Source organism: Chryseobacterium sp. CFS2 (assembly GCF_036543225.1).
GTDB classification, from domain to species: Bacteria; Bacteroidota; Bacteroidia; order Flavobacteriales; family Weeksellaceae; genus Chryseobacterium; species Chryseobacterium culicis_A.
The window spans coordinates 640,928-661,977 of the sequence record NZ_JAZHQU010000002.1 but is presented as its reverse complement, the minus strand read 5'-3'; the positions used below and the strand labels follow the sequence as shown (position 1 = coordinate 661,977).

Below are 21,050 nucleotides of genomic sequence, written 5' to 3'. Positions count from 1 at the left end.
AATTGTACCCCAGACGGGACTTGAACCCGTACGTCCTTGCGGACACAGGATTTTAAGTCCTGCGTGTCTACCAGTTCCACCACCAGGGCATGGTGTGGGCAAAAAAAAAGATCCGAACCAAGGGTTCCAACCTTTTCTGTGACTCTGTGAAGAGCCTTTTCGCATAGTGCGGATGAAGGGACTCGAACCCCCACGCCTCACGGCACCAGATCCTAAGTCTGGCGTGGCTACCAATTACACCACATCCGCTGATTTTTACTGATCTGAATTTCAGATTCAACCTTATTTCTTACAAATATAAAATATTTTATTTAAAGAACACTCTCTAATTAAAACAAAAAACCCTCCGTAAGATATTACAGAGGGTCTTGTACCCCAGACGGGACTTGAACCCGTACGTCCTTGCGGACACAGGATTTTAAGTCCTGCGTGTCTACCAGTTCCACCACCAGGGCATGGTGTGGAGCGAAAAACGGGATTCGAACCCGCGACCCCAACCTTGGCAAGGTTGTGCTCTACCAGCTGAGCTATTTTCGCATAGTGCGGATGAAGGGACTCGAACCCCCACGCCTCACGGCACCAGATCCTAAGTCTGGCGTGGCTACCAATTACACCACATCCGCTGGTTTTTTTATACTGTAAGTTTTAAAGAGCTTGCTTCGTTTTTGTGAGTGCAAATATAGGACAATTTCCTTTACTACCAAACTTTTCAGGAAAAAAAATTAAATTTTCCATATTTTTTTTTCACGTCACCTTTTATTACATTTCATTTTCTTATTTTTACATCGTTAATATTTACAATATGGAATTACAAGGAACGGTAAAGAAACTTTTTGATGCTCAAACATTTGCGAGCGGGTTTCAAAAAAGAGAAATGGTTATTTTGACCCAGGAACAGTATCCACAGCCGATAAACATAGAATTTTTATCTGATAAAATCAGTTTATTAGATAACCTTAAAGAAGGAGAAAACGTAAAAGTAGGAATCAACATCAGAGGGAGAGAATGGGTTTCTCCTCAAGGTGAAACTAAATACTTCAACTCTATTACAGGCTGGAGAGTAGAGAAAGTTTTTGAAAACGCTTCAGAACCTACTCAGGCAATGCCTCAACAATCAGCATCTCCCGTTTCTAACGAGAATCCTTTTGCCGGAGACGATGATGATGATTTACCTTTTTAATTAAAGAATAAGATCAAATATAAATCCTGCTTTTTGAAGTGGGATTTTTTTTCTAAAAATGGTCCGATTAGACGAAAACGAGATTTCATTTCCTGACCCTGAGCTGTATGAGGGTCATGAAGGAGTGGTTGCTTTTGGAGGCGACCTATCTGTAGAACGCATTTGGTTTGCTTATCAACTGGGTATTTTTCCCTGGTACAATCCCGGAGAAGAAATCCTCTGGTGGTGCCCTGATCCGAGATTTGTTCTGGTTCCGGAAGAGTTAAAGGTTTCAAAATCAATGAGAAAGATCCTGAACAGAAATGTTTTTACTTTCTCAGAGAATCAGAGTTTCAGGGAAGTGATCAGAAACTGTCAGCAGGCGACCCGCAAAGGACAGTCAGGAACATGGCTTTCCGAAGAACTGATGAATTCTTTTATCAAGCTTCACGAATATGGTCTGGCCAAAAGTATTGAAGTCTGGCAGGAAGGAGAACTTGTAGGCGGCTTTTACGGATTACAGATTGGAAACGTCTTTTGTGGTGAAAGCATGTTTGCAAAAGTAAGCAATGCATCCAAAGCTGGATTTATCCACTTCGTAGAAAACAATAAAGACAAGATAGAATTAATTGACTGTCAATCCCATACAGAACATCTTGAAAGTTTAGGAGCAAAAATGATTCCTAAAAAAGAATTTCTAAAAATCTTACACGAAAATAATGAACGCAGATAAAGAAAAATGGGTTCTTCTGGTTATCCTGAGTATTATCTGGGGATCATCCTTTATTTTAATTAAAAAATCGCTGGAACATTTTAATCCGTATCAGGTAGGATCTTTAAGGGTTCTTATTGCAGGGATTATTTTGCTTCCTGTTGCTATTTCCAATTATAAGCTCTTTCCTAAAAAACATCTGAAATGGCTAATTTTAGCAGCTTTTACAGGGAATTTTATTCCTATGTTTTTGTTTCCGATTGCAGAAACAGAAGTAAGCAGTAGTATTGCGGGGATTATCAATTCAATGATGCCTATTTTCGTCATTATTGTAGGTGCACTGGTATGGAAATTCGAAACGACAAAAAAGCAGATTATAGGAACGTTAATAAGCTTCACCGGAGTCTGTATTCTTGCATTTGGAGGTGGTGACAGCGGAGATTTGAAAATGATTCCCATCCTGTTGTTATTATTGGCCACTTTATGTTATGCACTGAGTACAACAACGGTAAAATCGAAGCTTATGGAAGTTTCGTCTACTGTTTTATCGGCTTTTGTGTTCTCATTTGTGTTATTATTCCCCTCCATTATAGCCCTAACCTCCACTGGATTCTTTTCGGAATTTAGCTTTTCGAAGGATAATCTGCTGGGGCTTATGTTTGTCAGCCTCTTATCGATCTTCGGAACGGGTCTGGCAATGACCATGAATTATCGTTTGCTGAAAGTTTCTTCTCCTCTTTTTGCCTCCACAGTTACTTTAGTAATGCCTATTGTTGCTATTATCTGGGGAATTTTAGATGGCGAAAAACTAACGTATTTACAATTTATAGGAGCAGGAATTATCATTGGAGGACTGATCTTTTTGAGAACAAATCAAAAAAAATAAAATTACATTATAAATTAAATTATATTTGGCTGATTTAATTTATAACTATGAAAAAAAATCTACTTTTGGGCTTATTGGCCTTATCTACCATTTCATGCTATAATTCTGATGACACTCCTTTTGACAACAGCGATCCATCTGCTCAAAGCGTAATTCTTCCTACGAGAATGACGATGGATGGCATTGTAATGAAAATCAATTACAACGGAACTAAAATCATCAGTATGATTAACAATATTAATCATGGGCAAAGAATTGAATTCACCTATACGGACGACTATGTCACCGATATTAAACATTACGAAAATAATATTCTTGAAAGTACGGTTGAATACGGCTATAATAACGGACGTATGGCGTCTGCTGTTACTAAGGAATATTCTACTACAGGTACAGTACAGAATACAGTCGCATTTGCTTATACCTACACAAGTAATACAGAAATCAGCGTAAAAAAACAGACAACTTCGGGAGCTGCCGGTTCATCCAAGATCAACAGTATACTTACTTACAGCAATGGAAATATGGTAAGTAATATAGGTTCAGGAACCGGAACCGTAAATGGCAATACGGTTAATTACACAGAGAATGAGACCTACACTTATACGGATAAAAACTATCCTTTTAAAAATGTAAAGGGTTTCGACAAAATCATATTTAACGGAAATGAGAGCGATGGCGTAAGCATGCTGTTTTCGAATATAAAGAACAGTTTAAGCACCTATAAAGGGCAATTCACCAATACCGGAGGAGGAACAACAACCGGAACTACCGCTCATAAGTATACAACCACTTTCAATGCTGCAGGCTATCCGTCTGAAGAAAGCAGGCAGTCTCTTGATATGAATGGAAATGCAACCAGCAATGCTCCGGATAAATTTTTCTATGAATATAACTTCCAATAAAAAAACCTGCAAAAATGCAGGTTTTATTGTTTTTAAATTAATTTAATTCTTTTTTCTCACTCTACTTGCTTTAGCTTTTTTCACCTCATCTTTAATGAAAGGATATTTTTTCTGCATATCCTTAACTAAAGAAGGATCCAAATCTAATGCTTTCTGAAGAGCTTCCATTCCCTTATCCTGGTCTTTCAGGTTAAAAAAACAATTGCTTAACTGATAAAACAGTTCTGCTCTGTGGTGATTTTTTAACGCTTTATTTAGAACGGTTACCGCATCTTCATACTCTCCTACCAACATCAAAACTTCTGAATAGGCATACCAGTTGTAGAATCTTGATGGTTCTGCATCCACAAGCTTTTTAAGACAGGTAAGACTTTCTTCAAACTTCCCTGAATCAATGAACAGGAAAGCCAGTCTTTTTTGATAATCAAGATTGTTTTCATTCAGCTGGGTAGCTTCTTTGGCATAATACAATGCTTCAGACATCCCGCCCATTTCTTCGTAAAGATAAGACTGTTCCATCATTGCAAGATAAAACTGAGGGTCTTCTCTTAATGATTTCTGAAATGCATTTAACGCTATAATGGGCTGTTTTAATGCTTTATTACACAATCCGATTTTATAAAAAGTAAATGCTTTTGTGTATTCCAGTTCCAGCATTTCTTCATAGGTCTCAATTGCTTTTTGGTATTGTCCCAAAGCTTCATAACAGGCTGCTTTATTGGCATATACTCCTACAGAGTTTGAGTTGATTGCCAACAAATAATCGTAGCCTCTTATCGCTTCATCATAATTTTTTCTGTTGAAATAGAATTGTCCGTATTCAAACCATGCGGTTTCTGAATAAGAGAATTCATCTAAATATTCATTAAGAAAGGCAATAGCCTCCTCGCTCTTATTCAAATCACTGAAACACACCATACAGTTTTCCAGTGAATATTCATCCAACGGATCTTCTTTCAGTGCTTTTCTATAATGTTTAAGAGCGTTAAAAGGATCTCCGAGATTCACATATTCATCCGCAATAAAGTTGTGGAGAAAGTTTTCTTCTTCCTCTAATGTCAAAGCTTTTTTACAGATTTCAATGGATTTTCTGGGATTTCCTAGGTTCGAATAATACTTGGCATAACAAACCAAAAAGTCAGTGCTTTCCATAGAGGCACCTTTCAATTCATCGATAAGTTCTTTCGCCGTATTATACTCTTCCCACTCCAGAAGGATCTCAAGTCTTTTGATCTTAATATCCAACGAATTAGGGTGAAGCTTTAGTCCATAATTAACAGCCATGTCAGCGTAATTAAAATCACCAAGCTCCAAATAATAAACAATAATGTCTTCTAACTCTTCTGTATCGAAGTAGAATTCGTCATTGTTTTCCATCATTTCCTCGAACTTTTTTACAAGTTCATTTCCAAAATACTCTTCCAATAGTGTCCTCTTTGTCGGCCTGATGTCTGAATTTGCTTACAAACCTCGGCAAACGATTAGTTAATAATACATCTGAAACTGATATTCAAATATTTATGCAAAGTTGCAACTTTTTTTTGAATTTTCCATTTCATAAATTTCTATTATAAAAATAGTAAAAAAAGAAAACCAATAAAAGGATTGTGGATAAAAAAACGGAAATTGGGGTTAAATTCTTATTACAAGACGTTTTCCACTTTGTATCTCAGCATTCCATATAGTTTCGATATTTTTAATATCAACGTCCTGTGTTTCCATTTTAATCTTTCCGTCTACAGCTGCCTGAAACATTTCAGGAATAATTTCTGAAAAAAGAAGGGCTGATTCTTCTTTTGTCCAACTTCCCAATCCGGATCCTGAGATCTGAATATCTGTTCCTCTGAGGATCTGTGAAGACAGCTGGATGGTATCTCCGCTCATTCCTCCTATGGTTACCAGTTTTGTTTTATGGGAAAAGGTTCCGTCTCCTTTAAAAGCGGACAATATCATTTCTATAGAATGTCCCCAGATATAATCCAAAACAATATCAATAGGAGTTTCTTCATGAATTTCTTTTATTTTTTGTTTAAAATCATGATCTGCTAATTTGAGTGAAACAACTTCATCAGCTCCCAGCTCACGTAAAGACTGCAGAGATTCTTCATTTCTTCCTGTAACAATGATTTTACCGGCATTATATAATTGGGCGATCTGAACAGCAATTCTGCCTGTAATTCCGGTTGCTCCGTTAATCAGAACGGTATTTCCTTTTTGTATTCCGGCTTTAAACTTTAAGGCCATTGCAGATCCCATAATGGCATTTGGCAGTGCGGCGGCTACAGAAAAATCCAGTTGTTCAGGAATTGGAATGATCATTTTTTTATCTGCTACAGCTTTTTCAGCTACCGTTCCTTTTTTACTGAAGAAATAAACTTTATTTCCATTTTCCAGATATCCTACTCCATCTGTCCCGATAATAGTGGGTTGATGTTCCTGATTTTCTGTGGAATAATGATTTCCTCCAGCTCTGGCTCTGTCAAGATTTTTAATAGACGCGGCTTTTACTGAAACCAGAATTTCATTTTCATTCATAATTTCAGGTGCCGGAAAATCTGAGTATTGAGGAATGCTTCCTTTTTCAAATACTACTGCTGCTTTCATTCTTTTTAATTTTTAAGCAAAATTATTGAGGATGAATGCTGTTGGGCGATAACATTTGTTATGAATTTGGGAATTTGTTTGGGAAAGGAAGGAGGGAAGCCGGACGTTTATAAAACCCGAAATATATTTGAAACGCAGAGAGTGCTAGGTGACACAATATTATGCATTATTTGGGCGCAAAGGCACTCCGTTTAGCAAAGAACGGTTATAATCGCTGAGTGAAACGCCTTTGTGGACATTTTCAACAATACATATTATTCTTTGCGGACATCACGTTTAAGATGAGTCAGAATTTATACAGTTTCTTTTTAAACTTCTGACTTCCATCTTCCAGCCTATCCCAGTCTCTCTTTCAATATTTTGCTTTTGATTCTGCTAAGATGTACCGTCGTAATCCCCAGATAAGAAGCAATATAATGCTGGGGAACTCTTTTAATAATCTCCGGTTTGGTTTTAGCAAGATTGATGTACCGCTGCTGGGGTGTATCTTTAATGAATGAAAAGAAATGCTTCATATAATCGAATACTCTTTCAAAAAGGGCATCCATAAAGAGATTTCTGAGCTCACGATTTTCATATACTTCTTCCAGAAAAGCTTCTACATCGGGCTTGTTGATTTTATATAAAATACAGGGTTCTATCGTCTCAAATGAAACCATACTTGGCAAGCCTTTTTTAAAACTTTCAAGGGATGAAAACATTGTATTTTCAAGGAAAAACTGAAATGTTACGTCTTTTCCGTCATTATTATACCAGGCTCTTACCATACCTTTTTCAATGTAATAGGCATTGTAGGAAACCTCTCCTTCTTTTAAAAGCAAAGTTTTAGCCGGGACTTCCATTCGTTCAAAGCTGCCCAGAAATTTTCTCCACTTTTCTTTAGGAAAGGGAAATCTGTTTTTGATATGTTCAAACATTCCTGATAAAAAAAGAACGGACTCATTGTCCGTTCTTCAAATATTTTTAGATTAAACTCTTAATTTTAGCAATGATATAATCACCTAACTGATCAGCTTCTTCCTGAGAATGAGCTTCTGTATAAATTCTGATGATGGGTTCTGTATTGGATTTTCTAAGGTGAACCCAATTGTTTTCAAAGTCTATTTTAACGCCATCTACAGTGGAAACTTCTTCATTCTGATATTCCTGTTCCATCTTGCTTAAGATAGCATCTACATCAATCTCCGGAGTCAGTTCTATTTTCTTTTTACCCATAAAATAGCTTGGATATCCTGCTCTTAGTTCAGAAACCGTTTTGTTTTCTTTGGCTAAATGCGTTAAAAATAGGGCTACACCTACCAAAGAATCTCTTCCGTAATGCAATTCAGGATAGATAATTCCTCCGTTTCCTTCTCCTCCGATGACAGCATTTTTCTCTTTCATCAAAGTAACAACGTTTACTTCTCCCACGGCACTGGCAAAATATTCTGAGTTGTGGGTATGTGCTACATCTCTCAAAGCACGGCTTGAAGAAAGGTTAGAGATTGCCACCCCATTCTGGTGTTTCAACAGGTAATCTGCAACGGCTACCAGTGTATATTCTTCGCCGAACATTTCTCCTTTTTCGTCAATCAGCGCCAGTCTGTCTACATCCGGATCTACGACAACTCCCAAATCAGCGTTTTCTTTTTTCACCAATTCGCAGATGTCTCCCAAATGTTCTTTCAAGGGTTCAGGATTGTGTGGAAAATGTCCTGTAGGCTCACAGTATAATTTGACTGTTTCACAGCCTAATTTATCCAAAAGCATAGGAATTGCAATTCCTCCTGTAGAGTTTACCGCATCCAGAACCACCTTAAAGTTTTTTGCTCTGATGGCTTCCACATCTACCATTGGTAAATCCAGGATCTGCTGAATATGGATATCAAAAGCATCATTTCTTGTTTCGTATTTTCCAAGATCGTCAACTTCTGCATAGTTGAAATCTTCACTTTCTGCCAAAGCCAGTACTTCCGCACCGTTTTCACCAGTGATGAATTCTCCTTTTTCGTTTAATAATTTAAGGGCATTCCATTGTTTTGGATTATGGGAAGCGGTAAGGATGATTCCTCCGTCAGCATTAAGTTCAGGAACCATTATTTCTACTGTAGGTGTGGTAGAAAGTCCAAGGTCTATCACATTAATTCCCAATCCCTGCAATGTAGCAGTTACCAAAGAGGAAACCATCTGACCAGAAATTCTGGCATCTCTTCCGATGACAAGGGTAAGATCTTTTTTATTTTTATTATTTTGAAGCCAGGTTCCGAATGCTGAAGCGAATTTTACCACATCCAGCGGTGTTAAGTTATCATTTACTTTTCCACCAATGGTTCCGCGAATTCCGGAAATAGATTTTATTAATGACATGATGTTTTTTACTTTTATTTTGTTCTTTCTAAATTTTCCAACGCAAAGATACTTAAAAGAGCCTTCAACTTATAGAACCGGAATCTTTTTTTGGACTTTATCATAGGTATTTTTTACAACTTTCGGCGGTGCAAAACGATACCCTATATATAACAATCCATAGAGATTATTATTTTCTACTGTCTGATTATTTTTCTGATCATAAGCATAGGTCTTAAAATTCATTTTTCCTCCAAATAAAAACCGGTCAGTATTGTATCCTATATGAAGCCCACCATGCATTCTTATGGTTGCATACTGGGCATTTTCTTTTACTCCTCCATTATCAAAATCTCTGTAACTGGAAAATTTCCCTCCGATTCCAATAGCAAGGTAAGGTGAGATGTTGACATTCTTTCCAATGACCCAATTATAGAAATACCCTATGTTTCCACCAATATTATATTGAGTTTCCTTGCTTTTCACTCCATCAATTGTGTTTCTGAAAACAGTAAGGTCATAATCCAGAAATGGCACCCAGCTTCCGCTGCTTTTATACTGCCATTCTCCCTGTGTATAAATACTTCTTGCTGAAAAATTTTTATTGAGAATATAGGAAGTGGATCCACCAAAGGTTTGTACTCTTAAATCCGGGAACTGAATGTATGGATCTCTTCCTTCCTGCCATTCAGGCCACAGGTCTTTCATGTTTTCTACATAGAAGCCTTTCACATTTTTATAATAAACATTCTGTATGAATCTTCCCGGAAAAAACCTGAAGCTTAAATCAGTATAGGAGCTTTTCCCTTTCATTTCGTCATCATTGTTTCCATCTAAAAATCTGGGGGCAAATGATACTGTTGCACTTATTATTCTATAATCGACTGAAAAGGATGTTTTGGTTTTATTGTTGATTGACAAGTCCATCTCGAATGCGTCCTTACCTTCTCCTGCAGAAAAAACATAGTTCTCGATATTGGTATCAAGATTCACACGAATCATTACCTGGTCTGCATAAGACTTGGTATTTGCGGTATCTGCCTGTGCTTTTACCTGAAAGGCTGATAAAGAAAATAATAGGAATAATCCTGTCTTAAAAAAATTCAAACCGAATAATTTACATTAGAAAAATGAAATTACTACATTTTTTTCAATTATCCGATCAACCCAGTATTAAGAACAGCCGCAATCTTTATCGCAGTTGGTTCTTTTGGAGCTGAATTTTTTAGGTGCAAAATTCTTTTTAAGTACTTTAAATAAAGAGTAACAAGCGAATGCTACAATTAATACAATAAGTACGTACTGAATAATTAATGATGAATCCATTACTTTAAAATCTGATATGCTATCATCGACACAAAATATGCCAAACCTGTCATCATGACTACCTGAAAGCAGGTCCATTTCCAACTTTTGGTTTCTCTGTAGACTACTGCAAGTGTAGAAACACACTGCATTGCAAATGCATAGAAAAGAAGAACTGAGATTCCGGTAGCAAAACTGAAGATTTTTTCTCCGTTGGGCTTCACATCTCTTCTCATTTTATCAATTACTTTTACTTCGGGAGCATCATCTTCCAAACTGTAAAGTGTAGACATTGTTCCTACGAAAACTTCTCTTGCGACGAAGCTGGTAAGAATTCCCACTCCCATTTTCCAGTCGTAGCCAAGCGGAGCAATCACGGGTTCTATTCCTTTACCCATTTTCGCAAGGTAAGAATGGTCAAGGTGAACATCTGTAGCTACAAGTTCATTGGTTTTCTGGCTGGGTCCAAAGTAACTCAGAAACCAGATGATGATACTTACGATGAAAATTATTTTTCCTGCTCCGGTAATGAAATCCCATACTTTTCCCAGAACCATTTTAAAGTCATATCCGAAAAGTGGTTTTTTATAAGCGGGAAGGTCCATTACAAGGTACGTTTTTCCTTTACTTTTAATAAATCTTTTAAGGATTGCTGCTGAGAATAAAGCGACTAAGAAGCCAAGAAGGTACATTCCCATCAAGACCAGCGCCTTATATTTTATTCCTAAAAATGTTCCTTCTGAGATAATCAGTCCGATGATAATACTGTATACCGGAAGTCTTGCAGAACATGTCATAAATGGGGTTACCAGTATCGTAAGCAGTCTTTCTTTTACGTTTTCAATATTTCTTGTAGAAATCACAGCAGGAATAGCGCAGGCTGTACCTGATACAAGCGGCACTATACTTTTCCCGTTAAGCCCGAACGGACGAAGTAATCTGTCCATCAGGAATACGACTCTTGCCATATATCCTGAATCTTCCAGCAGGTAAAGGAAATACAACAGGATTCCGATCTGTGGAGCAAAAACTACAATTCCTCCAATTCCCGGAACAATTCCGTTAGAAATCAGTGAATTAATTGGTCCTTCCGGAAGATGTTCGCTTGTAAATGCAGCAAGCCAGGAAAATGTTTCTTCGATCCAGTTCATAGGATATTCCGCAAGGAAGAAAACGCTTTGGAAAATAACCAGCAGGATGAGCAAAAAGACTACATAACCCCAGAATTTATGGACTAAAACTTTATCCAGTTTTTCGGTCAGTAATTCTTTGAACTGAGCTTTTTTAGAAATAACATCAGCCAGTATTTTGTCTACATTCTGATATCTTCTTACGGTTTCCTGAACCTGTAATCTTTTCGGAACCAGACTTTTAGAATCAGATTCATTGAGCTGTTCCATTACTGAGCTTATTCTTCCAAGATCTGTTCCCAGTGAAAGGCTCATCCAGGCTTTATATTCATTATCGAAACCTTTATGTGCTGCCAGTTTCTGAATAAAATCTCTGTGTTCGTTGGGGGTTTCAAAAGAAACTGTATTTGTTTTTACAAATTCATTGTTGTAAACAGCTTCTCTCACGGTATCAATTCCAATCTGCTCTTTGGCGTTGGTCTGAATAATCCGAATTCCTAATGCTTCGGAAAATTTTTGAATATCTATGGTGATTCCTCTTCTTTCCGCCTGGTCAATCTGGTTGACAATCAGAATCATTGGAATCCCAAGATCCTGAATCTGCTGAAATAGAAGCAATCCTCTTTTTAAACTTAATGCTTCAAGAATATAAACAACTCCTGCGTAGTTTTTCTGCTCGTCGATAAGGTATTTGGAAAAAATAGCTTCATCTTCTGAGCTTGGGTAAACACTGTAAGAACCAGGAAGATCAATGACTTCCACTTCTTCGCTTTTATACGTATAGTTCCCCGAATGACTAGCCACGGTAACGCCGGCATAGTTTCCGGTTTTCTGCTTTTTGTTACAAAGCGTATTAAAAACCGTTGACTTTCCTACATTAGGATTTCCGACTAAAAGTATCTGTTTTTTCTTGTTTTCCTGCATTAATTCAATTCTTCAACAATGATGTAATCTCCTTCTTCCTCACGAAGAGCAATCCGGCTTTTTTCTGCTCCAAACTCCACATACATAGGCCCATTGAATGGTGCCTGATACAAAATTCTGAAAGAGGTTTCCGGAAGAAGCCCCATTTCAATAATTTTATTGGGCATTTTAAGATGGTCGTTATCATACCCCAATATCTTCCCCATTTTGTTTTTAGGGAATCCACTTAATTTATGTAATCCTTTCTCTTTCAAAGCCTAATTTTTAGTCCTGCAAATATACGCTATTTAAATTTAATCTAAATAACAAGGTTCAGAAAGAAAACTTCCTGAACCTTATAATTTTTTTTACTATTTAGTTATAGACCTCCAAAACTAGCTATACAACTGGCTGTTGCTGCTGCCTCAACAAAGCCTTCTTCAGTAGGTATTCCCATGGATATGTACATTAAAGAAAGAGATATTGAATTGTTGAAAACACATTTTTGGAAAGGATTCAATCTTTTTGCTGTTGCCATTTTTATTACCCCTTTTTCATCCTTAAAATTCTTTTTAGCTATAAGAACAGTTTCCGTTTTTGGGGTTTCGATTGTATTTGCTTTTGGTTCTTCTGTTTTTGCAAATACAACGGCTGATGTCATCAATAATGATGCAATAATAATTTTTTTCATGGTATGGTATTTTAAATTAGTTTTTAACAAAAAAGAAATCAACCCAGACACACAATGTATTTGGGTTGATGGTAAATCTTATTATGAAACTCCTTCTGACTCAAGCTGGAAGCAATGAACAGCAGGTCCTACGAAAATAGGCCCTAAAGCAAGTTCAATAATACATTTTTCTTCATTAGTCAATTCCCTCTCTTTTGCCGTTGTAGATAATGCAATAGGCTTTTGTAGTTGATTTGTATTTTCGATAGTCTTCTTAGCAACTAAAACAGTTTCTGTGGTATTTTTAGGCTCCTCAATTTTATTTGGAGATTCTGTTTTTGCAAATGCAACTGCTGATGTCATCAATAATGATGCAATAATAATTTTTTTCATGGTATAATATTTTAAATTAGTTTTTAACAAAAAAAAGAAATCAGCCCAGACACGCAATGTAGTTGGATTGATGGTAAATCTTATTAAGAAATTCCTTCTGCGCCAAGCTGGAAGCAATGAACAGGAGGTCCGGCAATTATAGGACCTACAGCAAGTTCAATAGCACATTTTTCTGCTGTAGTCAATTCCTTCTTTCTTGCGGTGGTGGATAATGTAATAGGTTTTTGTAGTTGATCTGTATTTTCGATAGTCTTCTTAGCGACTAAAACAGTTTCTGTTGCAGTTTTTGGATTCTCAGTTTTTGGAGATTCTGTTTTTGCAAACAATAGGGCAGATGTTGTCACTAAAACTGCGACAAAAGTTTTTTTCATGGTATAATTTTTAAATTAGTTTTAACAAACATATGAGAATAAAAAAACAAAATCAAATATTTTTTGAAAAAATTTAAAAATTTCTACGAATCAAGTATAGAATTTATCTAATAAAAAGAAATCAACCCAAATACATTGCTGTATCTGGGTTGATTCAAAATATAATTTAGTTGATATGAAGCTTATTTTTTCTTCTTGTCAGAAGCCTGTTCTTTTTCTATTGGGTTGTCATTGGATCCGAAGAAATCTTTCACCTGTTTTTCCATCCTTTTCATAAAATCACCAATGGTTCCATCTGTTCCGGGCATTGGTTTGCTCATCGTCTCAGCAGTCATATAGGGACGAGATTCAGCAAATGGATCTGCTTTAAAGGCATCAAATGACTTCTTGAATTTTTCTTTTGTAGTTGGAGTTACCGTATTGCTAGACATTCCCATCTTTGCATTAATCTTATCTGCATAAGACACTTCGTCGTAATTTTCTATTTTTTTATTCCCACTTAACAGCCATGAATAATTTTTATCCGCGTCTTCAATTTTTACAATCAAACCTGGCAGTCCATAAAATTTATAAGGTCCATCCTGAAAAGGAATATCCGAGCTGAACCATGCCGTCCATGTTCTTCCTCCAAATTCAGTGGTAGCTTTTTGTGTATTATAAGTTCCTATTTTTTGTTTTTCTGGTAAAATATTCCACTGCAATTTCACATCATCATCATAAGAGAAAAAGTTTCTACTAATCTTATCTACATATTGCACTTTCATTTCCGGATAGTTTTTAAGAATCTTGTATGAAAACTTAGGCCATCTTATCATTTTACTCATATCCTTAAAGGATTTGGTTTTTTCCATCTCTTCTACCTGAACTTTAATAATTGAATCCTGGGCAGGCATTGTATAATCCTGGTAGATAGATTTTTTAGGAGTAATATCCAAAATGGTAATCACTTTATCCAGCTTCGCTGAATCTTTCTTCGGTTTAAAAGTCAGTTCATAAAAGAAACGATTCGCGGTTTCCTTTGACTCCTGAGCTCCTGCAAAAGCAAATAGAGCGATAAGAAATACGGAGAATAACTTTTTCATTGTAGCAAGTTTATATAATTAGTAATGATATCTATTCTTTTGTTACAGTTTTTTTCAAATTTTATTTTCAGGAAAAGTATTCTTTGCTTTCAAGTCTTTCCAGATTAAAAAATTATGATTCTCTTAAAACAGTTTCATTTTTAAAACGCTTACCTTTAAGTTTCTAAAAAACAAAATATTATGGATACCTTATCTCAATTAAAATCCGAACTGGAGGGAGAATTCCAAACCACAAAAAAATTTATTGAACGATTCCCTGAAGGTAAAAACGACTTTGCTCCGCATGAAAAAAGCATGAAGATGATGCCGCTTGCCACTCATCTTGTAGAAGTTTTTGAATGGCCGAACACCATTTTAAACACTTCTGAACTTGATTTTGGAAAAGGAGACTACAAACCTACCGTTCTTTCTACAAAAGAAGACCTTCTTAAAAAGCTGGAAGAAGATTATCAGGCTGGCATAAAAGCATTAGAAAACAGTAAAGAAGAGGATCTGAATCCCAGCTGGACGATTAAAAATGACGGCCATGAACTGGCAAGCTGGAGTAAGTACGGAGCAATCCGTCATGCATTAAACCAGATCACGCATCACAGAGCGCAACTGGGAGTATATTACAGACTGAACAATATTCCTTTGCCGGGAAGCTATGGGCCTTCAGCAGACCAGCAAAGTTTTTAATTTTAATATATAGTATATCTCAACAAAAAACCAATCCGGATGGATTGGTTTTTATTTTATTTAAAGTTGAATTTCACACTTAACATGACCTGGCTTGGACGGAGCTGCATGGTCGTCTGAGTAATCGTTGTATTATCAATATCTATTCTTTCAAATACTTTCTTGTTTGCGATATTCATCCACTTCAGTTCAAAATCAACTTTCTTTTTAGCCCATGAGAACTGATAAGAAAGGTCAAAGAAACCGTTGTTATATTTTACATCTGCAGATTTTGAATTGATCTGATCCCAATAAAATCCTATGGTATGGTTTTCTAACGGATAGAAAAATACGTTAAGGTTGTGACTGTATCCTTCAGATTTTCCTTTGTTACCTGTAAGATAAATATTAGAGGTCTTATTCCAGGTTTTAGAGGCGTTAAAGTCTACGCTCATCCATGAGAAATAGGTGTTGTTAAATTTAACTCCAAAAGTATTCCCGTTCGTTTTATTATCAATATCATCGGTATTTCTAATAGATTGAGATTTAGAGATTGTATTGTTATAGCTTAATGATGCGTTGGTTTTAAACTTAGGAAAATATTTTCCTATTTCCGCATAATAGGTATTGCTGGTTCTTTTATTCTCTCTTTCCAGGTATTCTGTTACTCTGAATCCGGATTCATTAACGATACTTGAGGCAATAAGGTTATTTTTAGCATCACTTATTCTATAGCCTACATTGAAGAAAAGGTTATTTAACGGATTTCTGTATTCCAATCTTGTCCCTACATTTTTAGTATTGGTTTCAGGAATCGGGTTGTTAGGATTCATCACATTAAATCCTGCCGGACTTGTCAGAATATACCCCGCATAGGCAGTCTGAATATCTCCGAAATTATTGCTGATTCCTCCATTCAAACTTGCTTTGAAAAACGAAGCGAATGAATACTGAGCAAAAATATTGGGTGTAAATGTTACTTTACTCAAAGATTTGGAAACATTTCTAAAAGCATCTTCAGCTTTGATATTATTAAAATTAACAGGGAAGCTTGAGAATAAACTCCATGCTTCTGATTTATAATTAATTCCCACTGAGGCAGATGGATTGATTCTCGTAAATTTCAAATCATTTTCATAGGCTAAGCTTGCAAAATCCGGTTTATTTCCGACTGTACTTCCATCAAAATTTGTTGTCAGCTTATCCGTTGAAAGGTCAAATCCTACTTGTGGGGTAAACGTCCATCCTTTCGTAGAAAAACTGATATTTGCAGAATGTGAGGTATCTAAAGATTTGATTCTGAAATACTGCAAAGCCGTACTTCCTGGGGTAAAGTTTATCGTTGTAAAATCTTTGCTTCCCGGTTCTTTGTATGGGAACTGTAAATAGTTTGCAGGAGAAATTTCTAAGATCTGCTTGTCATTCTGATAACTAATATAGGATTTGAAATTCACCATCTTTTCTTTCCAAGGAATAATCGTGCTTAAAGAGTTCTGGAAAGATGTTGTAGGTGATTCTAAAGCTTCGTTTCCTATTCTGTATCCTTGTTTATCATTTCTTTCTGCCAATGCCCTGTCAGCATTCCAGAATTGAGAGAATGTTGTTGTGTTTTTGAAGAATCCCTTTTTAGCATTTTTAGTAAAAATTAATTCCCCTTTTAATTTATCTGTATAGAAGTTATTCAGGAACCTTGTATTATATTGTGTTCCCTGCTGAATGTCTCTGGTAATACTGTTAGACTCTCTTTCCACTGCATTATTAGTATAATTGGCATTGGCTTTAAGCTCCCATTCTTTCTTTTTATCAATATTGGTAAGGTAATTGGCTGAAAGATAGTGAACACTGTTCATCAAATATCTCTTTACCGGAAGATCCGGTACAGTAGCATTTTCAACATTTAACCAATTGTTTTGTGAAATATTACTTCTTCTACCTTCCCACGCGCTTCCGAAAGCAAGGATATTCCCTTCATTTTCTACCTGCTCACCCATATTATTGGTTTTATAATTGACTACCCATTGGCTTTTCTGTCCAAAAAACATGGGAGTCAGTTTTACATTCCAAAGCCATGGATCTCCGAAACCGGTTCCTACTTCTCCTCTACCTGTCATCGTTACAGAGTTTTTAAGCTTGATATTAATCGCTGCCTGATCTGAAGGCACTTTGTCCTGAAGAATTTTTACCGGCTGGTGGTTTTCAAGAACTTCTACTTTTTGTACAGCATCTTTTGGAAGAGAGTTGTTGATGGTTCCATAACCTCCTTCCATAAGGTCTTTTCCGTTCACATAGAATTTATTGATCGCATTACCCTGATATAGAATCGTACCATCATTATTCACCTCAATTCCCGGAATCTTCTTCATCACATCCGCCAGGGTTCTGTCGTTTTTGCTGTTAAAAGCTTTAAGGTCATAAGAAATGGTATCCCCTCTTGCGGTAATCATTTTTGTTTTCAGCTGTACTTCTTTAATTTCTGTGGCCTCAGACTGCATTTTAAAATTCAGCGTCTGATCGCTGTTATTAATCTGCTTCGTAAGTGGTTTTTGATTGAATGCTTTCACTTTTAGATCCACGTTAGATTCGGCGGAAGTGAAAATTACTTTATATTCTCCTTTGGAATTGGTAATGGCATAAGCCAGAATAGCATCTTTACCGGGCTCTTCTATGGTCACACTGGCGCTTGGTATGGCTACCCCATCATCATCCGTAATCTTTCCCGAAACCGTTTTCTGTGCAAACGTAAGCACAGTAAAGAAAAGCATCAGAAATAAAGAAATATTTTTTTTCATACTTATTATTTGCTCAATTAGTTAACCATTGTAGTTTTTTGTTACACTTTTTATAAAGATGAATTTTACAGGAAAAAGTTAAATTTTTATCACTACAAACATAGTGATATTTTTTTTAACCTTTGAATTATTTTTAAAGCAGGTTCATTTTGAATCAATTTTAATGTGGTTTACAATTCATACTATCTCTCTCAAAATATTTTTGAAAACGATATTGAGTATACAAATTCATTAAAAAAACCTGATTATTGACTATTGAAAAATTAGTAACAAAATCCTGATACAGATTGACTTATTTAATAGAAAAAGGGCAAATATTACGAGAAGTGAAAATTTTATTGGGGATTATTATTTTACATAGGAAAATCTGATTTGAATCATAGATTAAAAAAAAATTAAAGACTAGTACATCAACATATATTTAATAATTTTGTAACATAAAATTTACAAAATGGGAATAATTTTAAAGCCTATAGATGTTGTAGATGACATTTCGAAAGAAGAATTCTACGAAAAATATCTGAAGCCAAGAAGGCCCGTTGTCATCAAGAATATGGCAAAAAAATGGCCTGCTTATCAAAAATGGACGATGGAATATATGAAGGAAGTTGTAGGAGATGTAGAGGTTCCGCTATATGACAGCTCAAAGGCAGATCCTTCTGCTCCCATTAATTCTTCAGCCGCAAAAATGAAATTTGGAGATTATATAGATCTCATCCAGCGAGAGCCTACTGATCTCAGAATATTCCTTTTTGATCCTATAAAATTTGCTCCTAAACTTTTGGAAGATTATATTTCTCCTAAAGAACTCATGGGAGGTTTCCTTGATAAGTATCCTAATATGTTCTTTGGAGGTAAAGGATCTGTAACGTTCCTTCACTTTGATATTGATATGGCTCATATTTTCCATACTCACTTCAATGGAAGAAAACATATTCTTCTTTTTGACTATAAATGGAGGGAAAGACTTTATCAGATTCCTTATGCAACCTATGCGCTGGAAGATTACGATATTGAAAACCCGGATTTCACAAAATTCCCGGCACTGGATGGTGTAGAAGGAATTGAATGTTACCTTGAACATGGAGATACATTGTTCATGCCTACAGGATGGTGGCACTGGATGAAATATCTGGATGGAAGTTTCTCAATTTCTTTAAGGGCCTGGGACAAATCATGGGCGGTAAAGGCTCATTCTTTATGGAATCTTACAGTACAGCGTAAATTTGACGACATTATGAAGTCCAATTTCAAAAAGAATTACATGGACTGGAAAGAGAAAATGGCAATTAAAAGAGCAGAAATGGCCTTGAAAAGAGGCTTACCAAGATAACTAAAAGACGTTTCGTTTGAAACGTCTTTTTTTTAGTTTAAATATTCATAATCAATATTTTACAAGACTCTGTAAACAGGATACTGTCTAAATGTTTTTTCTTCAAAATAAGGGGAATGTCTGTAAATCCAATCCAGTTGTGCAGTTCCATCTTCAGACAATTTTTTATCCAATGCTTTGGCGGATTCAAAGGCTTCTTTCAGTTTTTTATCTTTTTTAAGCAATTCAGCAGCAGTATCTTCGAAAATGTAAGCAGAATAATATTCTTTCTGTGCTAGAATCCCATCGAAGAAATTCCAGTTGAAGAATGAATCCAGTGCTTCAGGCTCGAGGGTTTCTATGATATATTTTACCCCAGACTGATTGGTAGAAACCAGATAATCTCCGGCGGAAAACATCATACTTTTATTGGACTTGTCGACGGTAGTTTCAAAATGCAGATAATGCCCTTCATAAGGGTTTTTAACGGTTTTAAAATCTTTAATTTTATAGGACTCAACCGCCAGAGTACTGTCTTTCTGAATCGGTTTCATCTGAATGTTATTTCTTTTAAATTCTTCAAGAACCCGATACTGTGACTGCGGAATCACGTAATATTTTGGAATGGTAATATATCCCGTTGGAACAGCTGTAGTAAAGAGTTTTATGTTCTTTGTAAACGGCTTGTTTCTGTCATAATACAGCCTTGGTTTCCCGGAAACCTCACTGGGTTTGTATTTTCCTTCGTAGCCTTTAAAATCCATGGTAGAAAACCTGGTGGAATCTATTTTCCAACGGATGCCATACTGTTTCCCAGCCTGATATTGTTTCAGGTTTTCAATACGGAGCTGTTTTATTTTGTGATAATCTTTATCTAAATTCTGCAGGTTGACCCACATATATTTGTAAGTAGCATCCACTCTTTTGTCATAAGGTTTTAACATATGAGTTTCAGGGACTGTTCCTAAAGAATTGAAAAGGGAAGTATATCCTGTGGAATATCTCGGAGAGTCTTCAAATGAAGCAAATCCCACTTCAGGAACATCTCCGTGAATATTGACATAAGGTGTACTTTCATAGCCCAATTTTTTCATGTCCTCAAGATTTTTAGCCTGATAATCGTTATAGAAATAAGCTCCAAGGGTATTTCCCAGACGTTCTTTAAAGGTTGAAATATAAGTGAATGTATATTGATAATCTGCTCCGTTGCTGACATGGTTATCTATAAAAACATCTGGTTTTAACCATTGATAGATTTCCTGAAAGCTTCTGGCATTTTTAGAATCTGCTTTAATAAAATCTCTGTTCAGGTCATAATTCCTAGCATTTCCTCTGAAACCATACTGCTCCGGGCCATTTTGGTTGGCTCTGGAATAAGATCCTCTGTTGAACATTCCACTCACATTATAAGCAGAAATAGCGGCAATGATAAAGTTCTGTGGTGTTTTGATCTTTTGGGTTGCAAGATCTCTCATGAGCATCATGGTAGCATCTATTCCGTCCGGTTCTCCCGGGTGAATGCCGTTGTTGAAGAAGAGAATGGCTTTATCTTTTCTTAATTTTTCAAGATCTTTTTCAGGAAAAGGATTGTAAACTACCACATAAATAGGTTTTCCGTTGTCATCTTCTCCTTTTTTAAGGTACTGAATGGTATTGAAGTTTTTAGCCAGATCCTGATAGTAGTTATTCATTTCGTCATAGGTAACGGTCTGGTTGCCATTTCCTTTTTCAAAAGGGGTCTGAAATGATTTTTGAGCAAAAAACAAAGTAGAACTCAGGGTGAATAAAAGATATTTCAGTTTCATTGAAGTCGTATTTTCAGACTTTAAAATTAATCATCTTTTATA

At 36.0% G+C, this 21,050-nt stretch carries 19 protein-coding genes and 5 tRNA genes; 6 read left to right on the top strand and 18 right to left on the bottom strand.

Features of this window, described 5'->3' with window-relative positions; all coding sequences use genetic code 11:
* Nucleotides 1–5: 5 nt before the first annotated feature.
* From ODR02_RS06480 to ODR02_RS06460, 5 genes are all read right to left on the bottom strand, one after another.
* A tRNA-Leu gene (locus ODR02_RS06480) sits at nucleotides 6–89 on the bottom strand.
* 78 nt (nucleotides 90–167) lie between these two features.
* A tRNA-Leu gene (locus ODR02_RS06475) sits at nucleotides 168–249 on the bottom strand.
* Nucleotides 250–371: 122 nt separating this feature from the next.
* Nucleotides 372–455, bottom strand: a tRNA-Leu gene (locus tag ODR02_RS06470).
* A gap of 6 nt (nucleotides 456–461) precedes the next feature.
* Nucleotides 462–537 (bottom strand) — tRNA-Gly (locus ODR02_RS06465).
* Between the two features lie 4 nt (nucleotides 538–541).
* Nucleotides 542–623, bottom strand: a tRNA-Leu gene (locus ODR02_RS06460).
* A 179-nt stretch (nucleotides 624–802) separates the two neighbouring features.
* Between ODR02_RS06460 and ODR02_RS06455 the strand changes: the two genes are divergently transcribed.
* The 4 genes from ODR02_RS06455 to ODR02_RS06440 are packed head-to-tail and all read left to right on the top strand — an operon-like array spanning nucleotide 803 to nucleotide 3,662.
* Nucleotides 803–1,180, top strand: a complete 378-nt coding sequence (locus tag ODR02_RS06455; protein WP_105682873.1) for a DUF3127 domain-containing protein — start codon at nucleotides 803–805, stop codon at nucleotides 1,178–1,180.
* A 58-nt stretch (nucleotides 1,181–1,238) separates the two neighbouring features.
* Nucleotides 1,239–1,892: a leucyl/phenylalanyl-tRNA--protein transferase gene (gene aat / locus ODR02_RS06450; RefSeq protein ID WP_309511883.1), complete on the top strand. Its 654-nt coding sequence runs from the start codon at nucleotides 1,239–1,241 to the stop codon at nucleotides 1,890–1,892.
* Complete coding sequence (locus tag ODR02_RS06445; RefSeq protein ID WP_209786565.1) at nucleotides 1,879–2,757, top strand: DMT family transporter; 879 nt, start codon at nucleotides 1,879–1,881, stop codon at nucleotides 2,755–2,757. The genes aat and ODR02_RS06445 overlap by 14 nt, the downstream gene beginning before the upstream one ends.
* Before the next feature lie 47 nt (nucleotides 2,758–2,804).
* Entirely contained in the window at nucleotides 2,805–3,662 is an 858-nt protein-coding gene (locus ODR02_RS06440) for a hypothetical protein (protein WP_309511882.1), read from the top strand.
* A 42-nt stretch (nucleotides 3,663–3,704) separates the two neighbouring features.
* Here ODR02_RS06440 and ODR02_RS06435 read toward each other — a convergent pair whose 3' ends face one another.
* The 11 genes from ODR02_RS06435 to ODR02_RS06385 all read right to left on the bottom strand — a co-directional run bounded on the left by ODR02_RS06435 (nucleotide 3,705) and on the right by ODR02_RS06385 (nucleotide 14,445).
* Complete coding sequence (locus tag ODR02_RS06435) at nucleotides 3,705–5,087, bottom strand: tetratricopeptide repeat protein (RefSeq protein ID WP_209786563.1); 1,383 nt, start codon at nucleotides 5,085–5,087, stop codon at nucleotides 3,705–3,707.
* Nucleotides 5,088–5,294: 207 nt separating this feature from the next.
* Nucleotides 5,295–6,266 carry a quinone oxidoreductase family protein gene (locus ODR02_RS06430; protein WP_209786562.1) on the bottom strand — a complete coding sequence of 324 codons (972 nt, stop codon included), beginning with the start codon at nucleotides 6,264–6,266 and terminating at the stop codon, nucleotides 5,295–5,297.
* A gap of 335 nt (nucleotides 6,267–6,601) precedes the next feature.
* Nucleotides 6,602–7,183 (bottom strand): Crp/Fnr family transcriptional regulator, encoded by a 582-nt coding sequence (locus ODR02_RS06425; RefSeq protein ID WP_309511881.1) that lies wholly within the window; start codon nucleotides 7,181–7,183, stop codon nucleotides 6,602–6,604.
* 46 nt (nucleotides 7,184–7,229) lie between these two features.
* Complete coding sequence (glmM, locus tag ODR02_RS06420) at nucleotides 7,230–8,612, bottom strand: phosphoglucosamine mutase (RefSeq protein ID WP_309511880.1); 1,383 nt, start codon at nucleotides 8,610–8,612, stop codon at nucleotides 7,230–7,232.
* A 69-nt stretch (nucleotides 8,613–8,681) separates the two neighbouring features.
* Nucleotides 8,682–9,698 (bottom strand): DUF4421 family protein, encoded by a 1,017-nt coding sequence (locus tag ODR02_RS06415; protein WP_309511879.1) that lies wholly within the window; start codon nucleotides 9,696–9,698, stop codon nucleotides 8,682–8,684.
* A 218-nt stretch (nucleotides 9,699–9,916) separates the two neighbouring features.
* Nucleotides 9,917–11,950, bottom strand: coding sequence for a ferrous iron transport protein B (gene feoB / locus ODR02_RS06410; RefSeq protein WP_309511878.1), 2,034 nt, complete (start codon nucleotides 11,948–11,950; stop codon nucleotides 9,917–9,919).
* Nucleotides 11,950–12,204, bottom strand: coding sequence for a FeoA family protein (locus tag ODR02_RS06405; protein ID WP_105682883.1), 255 nt, complete (start codon nucleotides 12,202–12,204; stop codon nucleotides 11,950–11,952). The genes feoB and ODR02_RS06405 overlap by 1 nt, the downstream gene beginning before the upstream one ends.
* Nucleotides 12,205–12,308: 104 nt before the next feature.
* On the bottom strand, nucleotides 12,309–12,620 hold the full coding sequence (locus tag ODR02_RS06400) for a hypothetical protein (RefSeq protein WP_309511877.1): 312 nt from the start codon (nucleotides 12,618–12,620) through the stop codon (nucleotides 12,309–12,311).
* Nucleotides 12,621–12,701: 81 nt separating this feature from the next.
* Entirely contained in the window at nucleotides 12,702–12,992 is a 291-nt protein-coding gene (locus ODR02_RS06395) for a hypothetical protein (RefSeq protein WP_209786556.1), read from the bottom strand.
* A gap of 83 nt (nucleotides 12,993–13,075) precedes the next feature.
* Complete coding sequence (locus tag ODR02_RS06390; protein WP_309511876.1) at nucleotides 13,076–13,363, bottom strand: hypothetical protein; 288 nt, start codon at nucleotides 13,361–13,363, stop codon at nucleotides 13,076–13,078.
* A gap of 182 nt (nucleotides 13,364–13,545) precedes the next feature.
* Entirely contained in the window at nucleotides 13,546–14,445 is a 900-nt protein-coding gene (locus ODR02_RS06385) for a GLPGLI family protein (protein ID WP_105682887.1), read from the bottom strand.
* 180 nt (nucleotides 14,446–14,625) lie between these two features.
* Between ODR02_RS06385 and ODR02_RS06380 the strand changes: the two genes are divergently transcribed.
* On the top strand, nucleotides 14,626–15,123 hold the full coding sequence (locus tag ODR02_RS06380) for a DinB family protein (protein WP_309511875.1): 498 nt from the start codon (nucleotides 14,626–14,628) through the stop codon (nucleotides 15,121–15,123).
* A 56-nt stretch (nucleotides 15,124–15,179) separates the two neighbouring features.
* Here ODR02_RS06380 and ODR02_RS06375 read toward each other — a convergent pair whose 3' ends face one another.
* Nucleotides 15,180–17,891, bottom strand: coding sequence for a hypothetical protein (locus ODR02_RS06375; RefSeq protein ID WP_209786553.1), 2,712 nt, complete (start codon nucleotides 17,889–17,891; stop codon nucleotides 15,180–15,182).
* Nucleotides 17,892–18,342: 451 nt separating this feature from the next.
* Here ODR02_RS06375 and ODR02_RS06370 point away from each other — a divergent pair, with 451 nt between their 5' ends.
* Nucleotides 18,343–19,224, top strand: coding sequence for a cupin-like domain-containing protein (locus ODR02_RS06370; RefSeq protein WP_209786552.1), 882 nt, complete (start codon nucleotides 18,343–18,345; stop codon nucleotides 19,222–19,224).
* A 59-nt stretch (nucleotides 19,225–19,283) separates the two neighbouring features.
* On the opposite strand, the gene ODR02_RS06365 is transcribed toward ODR02_RS06370, so the two are convergent.
* Nucleotides 19,284–21,008, bottom strand: a complete 1,725-nt coding sequence (locus ODR02_RS06365; protein WP_309511874.1) for a hypothetical protein — start codon at nucleotides 21,006–21,008, stop codon at nucleotides 19,284–19,286.
* Between the last annotated feature and the right edge of the window lie 42 nt (nucleotides 21,009–21,050).

Excerpts from the sequence above, each read along its gene's own strand:
- ODR02_RS06455 (WP_105682873.1), top strand. The coding sequence starts at position 803 with ATGGAATTACAAGGAACGGTAAAGAAACTTTTTGATGCTCAAACATTT.
- aat (WP_309511883.1), top strand. The coding sequence starts at position 1,239 with ATGGTCCGATTAGACGAAAACGAGATTTCATTTCCTGACCCTGAGCTG.
- ODR02_RS06445 (WP_209786565.1), top strand. The coding sequence starts at position 1,879 with ATGAACGCAGATAAAGAAAAATGGGTTCTTCTGGTTATCCTGAGTATT.
- ODR02_RS06440 (WP_309511882.1), top strand. The coding sequence starts at position 2,805 with ATGAAAAAAAATCTACTTTTGGGCTTATTGGCCTTATCTACCATTTCA.
- ODR02_RS06430 (WP_209786562.1), bottom strand. The coding sequence starts at position 6,266 with ATGAAAGCAGCAGTAGTATTTGAAAAAGGAAGCATTCCTCAATACTCA.
- ODR02_RS06425 (WP_309511881.1), bottom strand. The coding sequence starts at position 7,183 with ATGTTTGAACATATCAAAAACAGATTTCCCTTTCCTAAAGAAAAGTGG.
- glmM (WP_309511880.1), bottom strand. The coding sequence starts at position 8,612 with ATGTCATTAATAAAATCTATTTCCGGAATTCGCGGAACCATTGGTGGA.
- feoB (WP_309511878.1), bottom strand. The coding sequence starts at position 11,950 with ATGCAGGAAAACAAGAAAAAACAGATACTTTTAGTCGGAAATCCTAAT.
- ODR02_RS06400 (WP_309511877.1), bottom strand. The coding sequence starts at position 12,620 with ATGAAAAAAATTATTATTGCATCATTATTGATGACATCAGCCGTTGTA.
- ODR02_RS06395 (WP_209786556.1), bottom strand. The coding sequence starts at position 12,992 with ATGAAAAAAATTATTATTGCATCATTATTGATGACATCAGCAGTTGCA.
- ODR02_RS06390 (WP_309511876.1), bottom strand. The coding sequence starts at position 13,363 with ATGAAAAAAACTTTTGTCGCAGTTTTAGTGACAACATCTGCCCTATTG.
- ODR02_RS06385 (WP_105682887.1), bottom strand. The coding sequence starts at position 14,445 with ATGAAAAAGTTATTCTCCGTATTTCTTATCGCTCTATTTGCTTTTGCA.
- ODR02_RS06380 (WP_309511875.1), top strand. The coding sequence starts at position 14,626 with ATGGATACCTTATCTCAATTAAAATCCGAACTGGAGGGAGAATTCCAA.
- ODR02_RS06375 (WP_209786553.1), bottom strand. The coding sequence starts at position 17,891 with ATGAAAAAAAATATTTCTTTATTTCTGATGCTTTTCTTTACTGTGCTT.
- ODR02_RS06370 (WP_209786552.1), top strand. The coding sequence starts at position 18,343 with ATGGGAATAATTTTAAAGCCTATAGATGTTGTAGATGACATTTCGAAA.
- ODR02_RS06365 (WP_309511874.1), bottom strand. The coding sequence starts at position 21,008 with ATGAAACTGAAATATCTTTTATTCACCCTGAGTTCTACTTTGTTTTTT.